General features: G+C 68.4%; 8 protein-coding genes and 1 pseudogene. 3 read left to right on the top strand and 6 right to left on the bottom strand.

Translation table 11 applies throughout. The annotated features are described in order from the left end of the window. Positions 1–81: 81 nt before the first annotated feature. On the bottom strand, positions 82–399 hold the full coding sequence (locus tag ACIP1U_RS12960; RefSeq protein ID WP_400315265.1) for an RNA chaperone Hfq: 318 nt from the start codon (positions 397–399) through the stop codon (positions 82–84). Between the two features lie 889 nt (positions 400–1,288). On the opposite strand from ACIP1U_RS12960, the gene ACIP1U_RS12955 reads away from it, so the two are divergent. Next, positions 1,289–3,337, top strand: a complete 2,049-nt coding sequence (locus ACIP1U_RS12955; RefSeq protein WP_400315263.1) for a methyl-accepting chemotaxis protein — start codon at positions 1,289–1,291, stop codon at positions 3,335–3,337. A gap of 77 nt (positions 3,338–3,414) precedes the next feature. On the opposite strand, the gene ACIP1U_RS12950 is transcribed toward ACIP1U_RS12955, so the two are convergent. Beyond that, positions 3,415–4,380, bottom strand: a complete 966-nt coding sequence (locus ACIP1U_RS12950; protein WP_400315260.1) for an oxygenase MpaB family protein — start codon at positions 4,378–4,380, stop codon at positions 3,415–3,417. A 265-nt stretch (positions 4,381–4,645) separates the two neighbouring features. Between ACIP1U_RS12950 and ACIP1U_RS12945 the strand changes: the two genes are divergently transcribed. Further along, complete coding sequence (locus tag ACIP1U_RS12945) at positions 4,646–4,837, top strand: hypothetical protein (protein WP_400315257.1); 192 nt, start codon at positions 4,646–4,648, stop codon at positions 4,835–4,837. A gap of 416 nt (positions 4,838–5,253) precedes the next feature. After that, positions 5,254–5,697 (top strand): BON domain-containing protein, encoded by a 444-nt coding sequence (locus ACIP1U_RS12940; protein ID WP_400315255.1) that lies wholly within the window; start codon positions 5,254–5,256, stop codon positions 5,695–5,697. Positions 5,698–5,792: 95 nt separating this feature from the next. On the opposite strand, the gene ACIP1U_RS12935 is transcribed toward ACIP1U_RS12940, so the two are convergent. The 4 genes and pseudogenes from ACIP1U_RS12935 to ligD all read right to left on the bottom strand — a co-directional run. Further along, a complete protein-coding gene (locus tag ACIP1U_RS12935) occupies positions 5,793–6,896 on the bottom strand; it encodes a Ku protein (protein WP_400315252.1) in 1,104 nt (367 codons plus the stop codon). Positions 6,897–7,172: 276 nt separating this feature from the next. Further along, positions 7,173–9,227 carry a response regulator gene (locus ACIP1U_RS12930; RefSeq protein ID WP_400315250.1) on the bottom strand — a complete coding sequence of 685 codons (2,055 nt, stop codon included), beginning with the start codon at positions 9,225–9,227 and terminating at the stop codon, positions 7,173–7,175. 296 nt (positions 9,228–9,523) lie between these two features. Beyond that, entirely contained in the window at positions 9,524–9,931 is a 408-nt protein-coding gene (locus ACIP1U_RS12925) for a hypothetical protein (protein WP_400315248.1), read from the bottom strand. A 93-nt stretch (positions 9,932–10,024) separates the two neighbouring features. After that, a pseudogene (gene ligD / locus ACIP1U_RS12920) lies at positions 10,025–11,608 on the bottom strand (DNA ligase D); the annotation flags it as partial. Positions 11,609–12,116 lie beyond the last annotated feature (508 nt).

Genomic DNA, 12,116 nt, shown 5'->3' with positions numbered 1-12,116 from the left:
TTCGGGGGGTATCGCCCGGGGCGCACTGGCGTGCGCCGGCCTGCCGAAAGGCTTCAGGAGTGTGGCGTTGCGATGCCTGCTTCAGCGCCGCTTGCGCGTACGCGGTATATAAATCGGCACGAATTCCGCCGCGATCGCCGGATCGATTCCCACGGCCGGCGTGTCCAGCGGCGTCACCAGGCAGATCGCCTGCTTGTAGACGATGGTGGGCTGCGGATCGTCCAGCCGCCGGCCGAGCAGCACCATATAGTTGTCCGTCGCCAGCACGATCCCCTGCAGTCGCGTTCCATTGGACAAATGGACAACCACCGGCGCGCGGTCGGCGGAATGGGCGGCGAGGTGCTGGTATTGCAGTTCTTTTCGGCTGGAGCGCTTGGGCCGGATTTCCTTCTTCTTCACAACGACTCCGGAAGAGCCCGCAAGGGTTCTGGCGGCTGATGACGGTCCGTTGGCCGGCGGCTGGATGGGCGGCGCGGCCAGGGCGGCAGGGAAAAGATCCGCTCTCGGAACCGGCCTCGGTTCGGGACGTCGGCGCCGCGGCGCCTGTGAGCCTCGCGAACGGGCTCCGGGGCGTCGCGCACATGCCGGCGAGGGGCGCTGCCAGAAGAGAAGGGGAATACTTCAGAGCTGAGAGTAACAAAGATTTACAAGGGTTGACGGGCGGAGTGCCGCGCCGGGACTAGAGTCTTTGCTCTATAAAATTTATTGCGCTCTTGGTTATTGTGTTGTAGGGATTTTGTGCGGCTGCACAATGATCTTCGCCCGGCTGCGTTCGCCAGCCTTGGCCGCAGCGGGGGCTCGCAGCAAAATCTGAAAGAAAACCAAAAATCGCGATGAAGTGACCCTAAGGCCAAAATCGCTAAAAGTGCGCGAATTGCCGCACGACGCATAAGGGATTTCCCTGATAGAAACGGGATTTACACCTCATGTAAGCGCGTCTATATTCTTGGCTCGAGCTTGTGTTGAGCTCGAGCAGTCCTGGAAAGCCTACGAGCACCCCGCGCGTGGGCTTCTTTTTTTTGGTGCCCACGTCATTTGGGTCGCGCTCTGTGGCGCTGTGGTCGTAAATAAACCGACCGTTCGGGATGCCCAGCGTGATTAAAAGCCACCTTCCGGACAGGCAATCCACCGAACTGCGGGTGTTTTTGCCTCTAATTCTCATTTCCATTCAAGAACTGTTCGCTGACCGCCGATAGGGCGGCTGCGCTGCCGTATTGCCGTCGTCCGGCCCCGGCAGGAACGCGCTCGTACGGACATTAAAACATTCAGTTCAGGAGGGAGCGTAGTGATGGCATGGTTTCGGAACATTGGCATCGGGGTCCGGCTGTCCCTGGCTTTTTCGGCGGTGGGGCTGTTGCTGGTGGGCATTGCCTTGTCGGGCGTCTATGCCCTGGGCGGCATGAACGAGGCGATGCGCATGACCGTGGAAGGCCGCCTGCTGAAGGTGCTGGACCTGAACCGGGTCAAGGAAGACGCGCAGGTGGTCGGCATCATGGTGCGCGACGCGACGCTGACCGAAGACCCCGCCATGGCTGCGCAGAATGCCGAGCGCATCCAGGCGCTGCGCAGGTCGACGCAGGAAACGCTGGCGGAGATGGGCAAGGTGATGGAGGCGTCCGGCCGACCGGACCTGCAGAAGCGCTTTGCCGAGCTGGAGGCGGCGCAGCACGCGTATGACGGCCAGCTCGACATGGTGCTGCGCCAGGTCGGCGCCGGTGAATTCGCCGGCGCGCGGGCGGCGCTGGTGGTGACGCTGCCGGCGGCGCAGGGGCCGTACTTCGAGCAGCTCGGTGGCATCGTGGCGATGGGGCGGGCCGGCGCGGTCGCGGCGGTCAAGGAATCGGACGCGCGCTACGCCTGGACCCGCAACATGCTGCTGGGCATGGCCGCCGCGGCGGTGGCGCTGGCCGCGTTGCTGGGGTTGGCGATCACGCGTTCGGTGACGCGTCCGGTGCGGCAGGCGCTGCAGGCCGCCGAGGCGCTGGCCAGGGGCAACCTGCGCTACCGCGTGGCGGTGCGCAGCCGCGACGAGACCGGCCGCATGCTCGCTGCGCTGGAACATGCCTTCCGCCACCTGTCGGGGCTGGTGCAGGGGATCCAGCGCGCCTCGGGTTCGATCGAGGGCGCGACGCGCGAAATCTCGCGCGGCAACGCCGACCTGTCGGTGCGCACCGGCCAGCAGGCGGCGTCGCTGCAGCAGACCGCCGCGTCGATGGAGCAGCTGACCTCGACCGTGCGCCAGAACGCCGACAACGCGCGCCAGGCCAACCAGCTGGCGCTGAACGCGTCGGAGGTCGCTTCCGAGGGCGGCCGCGCCGTGCGCGCGATGGTGCAGACCATGGAAACCATTTCCCGGTCGTCGTCACAGGTGGCCGAGATCACCGGCGTGATCGAAAGCATTGCCTTCCAGACCAATATCCTGGCGCTCAACGCCGCGGTGGAGGCCGCGCGCGCGGGCGAGCAGGGGCGCGGCTTTGCCGTGGTGGCGACGGAGGTGCGCAGCCTGGCGCAGCGTTCCTCGGCGGCCGCCAAGGAGATTGCCAGACTGATCGGCGGCTCGGTCCAGCAGGTGCGGGAAGGGGCGTGCCAGGCCGAGCAGGCCGGCCGCACCATGGACGATATCGTCGGGGCCGTCGGGCGCGTGACGCATATCATCGGCGAGATCTCCGCGGCCAGCGCCGAGCAGACTACCGGCATCGAGCAGGTCAGCCTGGCGGTGACGCAGATGGAAGGGGTGACCCAGCAGAACGCGGCACTGGTCGATCAGGCCGCCGCGGCCGCGCAGAGCCTGTTGCACCAGGCCGACGGGCTGGTGTCTGAAGTCGGCCGGTTCGAAGTGGAGGCGCCGGCGGCGCCGGCGACCGAAACCGTGATGCCCGCCGCACTCGCGGCCGCCGCCCGGCCGGCACCTCGTGCCACGCCTGCTGTCTCGCGCGTGCTCCCGCCGACTCTCCCGCGCGCGCTCCCGCCCGATGTCCCTCGCACCTCGGCCGCAGCGAAGCGGAAGGCAGAGCCGGCACGCACCAAGGCGCCGGCCGCCAGGAAAACCAACCTGTCATCCACGGCTGCCGTCGTGCCGACCGCTGCGCCCACGCCGCCGCGCCCGCCCCGCGCCCCTGGCGCGGCCGCGCGTCAGCCCGCGGTACCCGCCGCAGTGCGCGCCCCGATCGAACGCAAGCCGCAGAAGTCCGTGCTGCCGGCACGCAGGCCGGCACTGCCGACCCGTACGCAACCGGCCGTGGCCCACCGCCGCCAGGAGCCGGTGCTGCCGGCCGCGTCGCGCCGCCGCGCAGCGCAGCCGGCCATGGCCGATGGCGGCGACTGGGAGACGTTCTGAGCTGATCCGGCTCGGCGTACCAGCGGCCCTGCGCTGCAGTGCAACGGCTTCGACAACATGGCGTGGGTGATTTCCGCCTACCCGGTGGCATCCATATCGTCGCCGCGCGCCACGCGCCGCCGTGCCCGAGCGGCCAGCCCCGCGCCCAGCGCCCAGCGCAGCGCCGGCGCAAGCACGCGCATGCCGGCCCGCGTGGCCGAGCGTCGCAGCGAAGGCCCGTCGAGGTCCAGTTGCTGCCGCGCCCACGGTGGCAGCAAGGCAATGCCGGCATCGGCAATGATCCGCACCGCCGGTTGCAGCAGAGGGTTGGCCACGGGCATCCTGCGCACCAGCACCACCACTTCACGGGTGCGCTCGCTGGCCTGCAGCTGGGGCCGCATCGCTTCCAGGTAGGCTGCCACCTCCGCGCGTGAGCGCGGCACGTCGGCCGCGCCGAGCAGCAGCGCGATGCGCGCGACCTCGTCGTAATAGCGGTCCTGGTCGCCCTCGCCCAGCGGCCCGACATAGCGCAGGTAGCCCGCCATAAAGCTCGATACCTCGGCCACATGCACCCACGTGAGCAACGCCGGATCCGACGCCGCATAGGGCCGCCCGTCCGGCGCCACGCCAGTGACACCGGCATGGATGCGCCGCACGCGCCCGATCAATGCCATGGCATCGTCGCGGCTGCCGTAGGTGGTGCCGGCAATAAACTGCGCGGTGCGGCCGAGCCGGCCCTGCATGTCGGTGCGAAAGCTGGAGTGGTCCCACACGCCGGCCAGCGCCAGCGGATGCAGCGTCTGCAGCAGCAGCGCGCTGACGCCGCCGGCCAGCATTGCCGGGAAGTCCGCATGCACGCGCCAGCAGACCGCGTCGGGGCCGAACAGGCCGGGGTCGCCGGGCGGGTTGTCATAGTCGAGGGTGAGGCCGGAATTGCTGCGCGTCAGCGCGCGCACGTGCGCGCCGGCGTGCGCGCGCACCCTGGACATCGGTCCAGGCGCGCTGTGTTCGCGCTGGGCGCGGCGGGAGACCGCGGGATCGGCGGGATCGGTGTGGCTGGACAAGACCGTATGGCAAGCAAGAAGACGTCACGGCCAGCATACACGGTAAGCCGCGAGCGCGCGCGACGGGCTGCCGCGGGCAACGGCAAGTCGCATTAGCAAGCTCAGCGAAAAAGGGCCGGGTCTTCCCTTCGGAAGATCCGGCCGATCAAGTTCCGGCGTATGCCCCTGCGGCCGCACCGCATGTTGCTGCCGCACATACCCGGATAGCTGCCTCTATGTCAGCAGGCGAGCCTGACTGCTGAAGTTACTGCTGGCGTTGTCCGCCTTGCTGGCCGCCCTGACCGCCCTGACCGCCCTGACCGCCCTGTTGGCCGCCCTGGCCGCCTTGCTGACCACTGCGTTGACCGCTTTGCTGGCCCGGTTGCGAGCTGCCGCGATCCTGCTGTTGCTGTTGGCCCTGACCGCGGTCCTGGTTACCCATCTGACCGCCGCCTTGTTGTTGTCCAGTGCCGCCTGACTGCTGGCTGCCGCGTTGGCCAGATTGCTGTTCTTGTTGCTTTTGTTCGTCTTGCTTTTGGCCCGACTGCGATTGACCCGGCTGTTGCTGTCCCATTGCTAGTCTCCTTGACGCGGCGGACTGCCGCATTCCCGTTTTTGCAATCGTCATGCCAAGCGCGCACGCGCCGGCAGCGGGCTTGCCCTGTGGCGGGCGGCGCCGCATGCTGCACCCGGCGCGGGTGCCCGCTTTTACAACAGGTGGCCCGATTTACACACCCATGCCGCCGCGGCTCCGGCGTGGCGTTGGGCGAACACGCGGGTATGGACCTTGCGGACTGACAGGTGCCAGGGTTCCCGCGTGCCGGGCGTGCGTCAGGGCTGGTCGCGCTGGAAGCCCGGCGCCGGAACCTCGTACAGGAACAGGAGAGAAAAGCCATGCGATATTCCCGATTTTCCGCGCGCGGCGTGAAGCTGGCCTGCGTGGCCGCGGCGCTTGCAGCGGCGGCTGGTGCCGCGCAGGCGCTTGACAAGAGCGGCCTGATTTTCATCGCGGCGGACAACACGCCGGCGGCGCCGGTCAACTCCGCGCCAGGCATGCCGGGCCGGCCCGACTCCGATCGCGGCGCCAGCGCCGACATGGGCGCCGACAAGGCCAAGCAGGCCGTCGAAGATGGCGCCATCACCACCAAGATCAAGACCAAGCTGCTGACCACCAAGGATCTCAAGTCGACCGGCATCCACGTGAAGACGAAGAACGGCACGGTTGAAGTGGGCGGCACGGTGCCAAGCCAGCAACAGCATGACCTCGCGCTGGACACGATCCGCAGTGTCGAAGGCGTGACGTCGATAAACGACAACCTCAAGGTTTCTTCGCGCTGATCGCTTGCAGCGCAATGCCACGCCGCGCCGGTGCCCGCGTCCGCGCTTGAGCGAAGCGCAGGGCACCGGCGCCAGCGCCGGCTTGCATGATTCAGCTAGGCGGCTTTGCGGCGTGTCGTGCCCGTGCTTTTGCGTGCCGTGGCGTGGGGCTTGGGGTGTGATTTGGCGTGCGATTGAGTGTGGGCTTTGGCCGGCGCATGCTTGGCCGCCTTAGCCGAGGCAGTGCGCTTGGCCGCGGTGCGCTTCGCAGGGGCTTTCTTCGTCGCGGCATGGCGCGCAGGCGTCTTGCGGCGGCTACGGCTCTCGCCGGCGCGGTCGTCCTCGGCCCCGGTATCCGTTGTCGCTTCCGATTCCTCCGCCGGCTTCGCGCGGCGCAGGCCCTTGCCGTCGTCGCCCTTGCGCTCGCCCAGGCTCTTGCGCAGCAGCGCCACCATGTCGATCACCTTCGCGCTGCGGCGCGGCGCTTCTTCGTCCTCGGTGGGCTGGGTCAGCTGGTGCGTCTTGCCGGATTCGACCTTCGCTTCGATGCGCGCCATCATGTCGTCGCGATAGGTGTCGCGATACTGCTCTGGCTTCCAGTCCTCGGTCATGTCCTCGACCAGTTTGGTTGCCATCTCGATCTCGCGCGCATGGGCGCCGCTGCCTTTTGCGCTCGATGCCTTCGGCAGGTGCAGCTCGGAGATCGGCAGCACCTCGTCGGCGAAGCGCATGGTGTTGAGCACCAGCGCGTTGTCGTGGACCAGCATCGCCGCCAGGTGCTGGCGATTGCGCAGCACCACCAGCGCCAGCGCGGCGCGGCCGGTGCGCCGCATCGTTGCATGCAGCAGCGCATAGCCACGGTCGCCGCGCTTGTCCGGCTCGAGGTAGTAGGGGGTGTCGAAGAAGTAGGGCGGAATGCTCTGCGCATCGACAAAGCTGACGATGTCCACCGTCTGCGTGGCTTCGACATTGGCCTGGCGGAAATCCTCGTCGTTCAGCAGCACGTACTCGTCCTTGGCGTACTGGTAGCCCTTGACGATATGCTCCTTGTCGACCGCCTTGCCGGTGCTCTTGTTGATGCGCTGGTAGCCCACCGGGGCCATGTCACGCACGTCTAGCAGGTCCAGGTCGAGCGTCTGGCTGCGCGAGGCCGGCCGCAGGACGACCGGGATGTTGACGAGGCCAAAGGTAATGGCGCCTTTCCAGATGATGCGGGACACTTGACGGCTCCTTTCATGGCGCCGTTATCGATGGCGCCTTTATCGATCGCGCCCTGATCGCGCGCGCGTTGCGGCGGCGGTGGCGGCTGGTCGCCCGGTGGCGGGTCGGAGACGGGCTCGGGAGGGCCAGGCGGCGGCTCGGGCGGCGGGACTTCCGGCGGCTCTCGCGGGGGGATGTCGGGGTCGGGCGTGGTATGCACGTAGGCTCCTTGTCAGAGTGGGTGGCGGAACGGCGAGCGGCCAGCTGAGCGGCAAGCTGAGCTGCCAACGGATCGGCTAAGCGCGCTCCTCGCCGAGCGCATCGAGCAGGCGCGTCAGCGCGTCCAGGTCAGCGGGCTTGACCAGGTGCTGGTCGAAGCCCGCTTCCATCGCGCGCCGGCGGTCCTCGGGCTGGCCGAAGCCGGTCAATGCGACCAGCGTGGCGCCGCGCATCTCGGGCAGCGCGCGCAGCCGGCGCGCGGTCTCGAAGCCGTCCATGGCCGGCATGCCGAGATCCAGCAGCACTACCTCCGGGCGCGCGGCGACGGCGCGCGCGACAGCGGTGGGGCCGTCCGGCGCGGTCACCACGGTGTGGCCCATGGTCTGCAGCGTCATGGTCATGGCTTCGAGCGCGTCGGCGTTGTCGTCCACCACCATGATCCGCCGCGGCACGCTGCTGTGCGCCGCGGACTTGCCGGTGCCGGGATGCCACTTGTGCCACGGCTCGAGCGGCAGCGTGACGCTGAAGGTGCTGCCCTGGCCGGGACCGGGACTGGCGGCGCGGATCGTGCCGCCATGCAGCACGACCAGCTTCTGCACCAGCGTCAGGCCGATGCCGGGGCCATCGTGAGGGAAGGCGTTGCGCGGCGCCGTGCCGTTGCCGATGTTGCCGGTGCTGTTGTCTTTGCCGGCACGTTCATCGCCGGGATCGTGCGGGGCCAGCGGGTCGAACAGCAGCCGCTGCAGCGCCTCGGACAGTCCGGAGCCGTTGTCGCGCACACGCACCGTGACGTGGCCGCCGGCGGAGTCGCTGCCGGAGCGGCCGGCCGCATCGGGGTCGAGCGTGGCATCGACCGTGATCTGGCCGCCCGCGGGCGTGTAGGCGGTGGCGTTGTGCAGCAGGTTGCTGAAGATCTGCGTCAGCCGCACCAGGTCGCCGCGCACCGGCAGCGGTTGCTCGGGCAGCGACAGGCGCAGCGTGTGGCGGCAGGCGTCGATCTCTGGCCGCACGGCTTCGACCGCGGTATTGAGCGCGGCGCGCAATTCCACCAGGTCCTGGCGCAGCGTGATGCTGCCCTGGTTGAAGCGCGAGATATCGAGCAGCTCGTCGACCAGCCGGGTCAGGTGGTGCAACTGGCGGCCGATGATGTCCCGTGCGCGGAACATGTCCTCACGCGAGGGCGACAGGTGCTGCAGCATGTCGGCGGCGCTGCGCAACGGTGCGAGCGGGTTGCGCAGCTCATGCGCGAGCATGGCCAGGAACTGGTCCTTGCGCCGTTCCTCGTCGCGCAGCGTGCGGTCCGCGCGGTTCTGCAGCGTCACGTCCTGGCAGATGCCGGCAATGCGCAGCGGCCGGGCACTGGTGGAATCGGCACGCGCGGCCGCCTGACCCGCGCCGTGGACGGGGAAGGCGCGCGCGCGGATCTCGCGCAACTGGCCATCGGGCCGCGTCATCTGGAATTCGATATCCATGCGGCCGTCGGTCAGCATGTTGGCGAGAGCGGCCACGACGCGCGGGCGGTCGGCCGGAACCAGACGGTCCAGGCAGGGGCGCGGATCTTCCATGACGTCTGCCGCCGCATGGCCCCACAGTGCCTCGAACGATGGGCTGACGAACAGCAGCCGCCGGGCGGCGGGATCGAGGATCCAGACCACGTCGGCCAGCGACTCCGCCAGCTGGCGGAACAGGTCCTCGTTGTCGTGCAATGCCTGCGTGGTGCGGTGGTAGGCATCTTCCGCCCCGCGCAGCCGCAGCAGCGCCTGAATGCTCGACAGGATTTCCTCGGGCTCGGCAGGCTCGACCAGGTAGCCGTCGGCGCCGCAGTTCAGCGCCTCGACCCGCTGGCGCGCCTGGGCCACGCCGGGCGAGGTCAGCAGCACCAGGGTGCGCGCGATCTGCGGGTCGTCCTTGATCAGCCGGCACACCTCCAGTCCGCTGATATCGGGCAGGCGCGAAGACAGCAGTACCAGCGCCGGCACATGCTGGCGCACCAGCGCCAGCGCCGACTGGCCGGTGGCGGCCTCGATCACGGAAAACCCGCTGCGATGGAGGATGCGGCTCTTGACGTAGCGTGGGCCCTCGCGGTCCTCGACGTTGAGGATCAGCGGGGCGCGGCTGGCTTGCGGGCGCATGGTGTCACGCTGACGCGCGCTTTCGCGCACGTCCGCAGCCGATCACGGGCGCGCAGGCGCGCGGCGGGTTCGGAAACAGGTAAAAGCGCACCGGCACCATGCCCTCGTCTGCAAATTTTGCCAGGCCGGGTGATACCTCGGTTGTAGGTATTGCATGCATGCAGAAGTGATTCATTGCCTTCCCCCTTTGTGGTGCTATGCGGCGGCTTATCCACGGGCCCTCGATGAGGCCGTTCCGCTTCGCCGTGGCAAGAGGCGTGCCGGGACCGGCGCCGGCAGCGGGACGCGGTCTGGCTTCAGCGGCGCGCGGCCTCGCCGCTGTGCGCCTCGGCGCTCGGCGAGGTGCCGCCGTGCGGGCCGGCCGAGCCAGGCGCTTCGGCGGCCTTTTGCGGGACCTTGCCTGGCTCGGTGGCGCCCGCTGGGGCGGCGCCCTTGCCGAAGCGCGCGGCCAACTGGTCTTGCACGCGCGTCAGGGCGTCGGCCTGTTGCTTGGCCGTCTCCGCCTCCTTGGCCTTCTTGGCTTCGGCAGCTTGCTGCTGCTCTGGCGTGGGTGCAGGCAGGCGCGCCTGCACCGGCGCGGCGGCGAACGACAGCATCGCGCAGGAAACCAGCAGACTGCGCAGCGCGCGCCGGCTGCGCGGCACGCCGGTGCGTGTGCCAACGCCGGCGGCGCGGATCGTACCGGGAATGCTGAGGTGGGTCATTGCGGTCTCTCCGTAGGTTGCGGCCCGGCGCTCACGCCGGCTGTCTATGGAGAGCGGGGCAAGAAATGTGCCGCGAGTTGTGTTGCGAGAGGCTCAGCCCGCACGCCCGAGCCGCGCCGCGGCACGGGTGATGGCCTGCCGCACGCCGGCGTAGCCAGCCCACGGATCGTCGGCCTGCAAGGCCTCCAGCCGCGGGCCCACGTTGGCGACGGTCCATTGCGCCGCGCTCTCCAGCGTCTCGAGTTCTTCCCACGAGACCGGGATCGATACGCCCAGCCCCGGCCGCGCGCGTGCCGAGAACGCCGCGACGGTGGTCGCGCCGACACCATTGCGCAGGTAATCGATGAAAATCTTCCCTACGCGATTGCGCGCACCGCTCTTGGCGACGAAGCGCTGCGGGATGGTGGCGGCGACGTGGCGCACCACGTCTTCGGCAAAGTCCTTGACTTCGTCCCAGCCCGCGCGCGGCGTGACCGGCACCACCACGTGCAGGCCCTTGCCGCCGCTGGTCTTCAGGAAACTGGCCAGGCCAAGCTCGTCGAGCAGTGCTTTCATCAGCGCGGCGGCTTCCTGCACCTGGTCCCAGGGCAGGCCTTCGCCAGGGTCCAGGTCGAAGATGATGCGGTTGGGCCGGTCGATGCTGCGCTTGCTGGCGTTCCAGGTGTGGAATTCGACCACGTTAAGCTGGGCCGCCGAGACCAGCGCCTCGGCCGACACGATTTCCAGCAGCCCAGGATGTCCCGGCCACAGCGACGGGTCCAGGATGTTGATGCCGTCGACGCGCAGCGTGTCGCCATGGCGCTGGAAGAACTGTTCGCCGCCCACGCCGGCGGGGGCGCGCACCATCGCGATCGGGCGGCCGCGCAAGTGCGGCAGCATCAGCGGCGCGGCCTGCTCGTAGTAGCGCACCAGGTCGCCCTTGGTGAGGCCGGAGGCGGTGTCGATCACGCGCTCGGCATGGCTGATCCTGACTTTGCCGCCCAGCGCGGTGGGATGCTTGCCGTGGGCGCCGGTTGTTGCTGCGGTTCTTGCCGGGGCGTTTTTTGCGGGGGCTTTATCGGCTGTCTTCGAAGTGGTCTTCGCTGCCGCCTTCTTTACCGTCGTCTTTACCGCCTTCTTTTCCGTCTTCCCCGCGGCCTTCGTCCCCTTGCCCGCCGGTGCCGCCGGCATTTCGACCGACACCGCGCCGGCAGGCTTGTCGGTGCGCAGCCCGTGGAACACTGCATGACGCATGCGGCCTTCGCGGGTCCAGCTGCCGAACGACACCTCGGCCACCAGCCTCGGCCGCACCCAGTGCCCCTTCACGCCCGCCGGCACCGTCGCGAACGGCGACGTATCGGCGCGCAGCGCGTCGAGCTGCGCGCGCAGTTCGCCAAGCGTGCGCGTGTCGAAGCCGGTGCCGACATTGCCGGCATAGAAGGGCAGGTCGAACACGAAGTACTGGATCGCCTCGACGCGCGCGCTATCGAACGCGTTCTGCAAGGCCTGGAAGTCGGTCTCGCCATGCTTGCCGAGCACCACGATCTCGCCGTCGAGCCAGCCGTCGGGCAGCCCCAGCGCACCGACGCCGCGCGCCAGCGTGCGCAGCTTCGCGGTCCAGTCATGGCCTTGGCGGGCGAACAGCCGCACGTTCTTGCCGTCGATGCGCGCCAGCACCCGGAAGCCGTCGAACTTTAGCAGGCACCTTTTGCGTTGTTGCCATTCAAGGCGATACTCTCGCCCCCCTTTGAATATTAGGCACCTTGAAGGGAATATTAGGCACCTTGAAGGCTGTTGTTTTTCATGCTGGTTAATACGCACGCGGTTCCCTCCTTCGTCATCGTCGATCCCGGCCGGATGTTCCCGAGGTTCTGGGCAACGGCATGGTCGATATCGATTCAGGGCACGGCCGTTGCCGAAAACACCCTCAAACGCAAGCTCCGACACCTCGCCACCTTCTACAATTCTTGTGACAAGCGCTTTGGGACCGATTCCTTCGACGCTGCGGTCAGTCTTCACGCGATGCAGCGCGAACGCAGCAGTTGGTCGAAGCTTTCTATCTCGACCTCACGGCTGTTCCGGAGTTCAACACGACGGCGTGCAGTGCTGGGACGCGGTGCGCGACTTTGTTCAGCGTCTGGCCCGACAGCGAGCGCCGTCGAGCCCGGCATGGGGCGCGCTGGCGTCAACCGTATGGGCGATGGGA

Source organism: Cupriavidus sp. NPDC089707, assembly GCF_044748965.1.
In the GTDB taxonomy this organism is placed as follows: Bacteria; Pseudomonadota; Gammaproteobacteria; order Burkholderiales; family Burkholderiaceae; genus Cupriavidus.
Note: the sequence above shows the minus strand (reverse complement) of the source record. Positions and strands in the feature narration are given on the sequence as shown.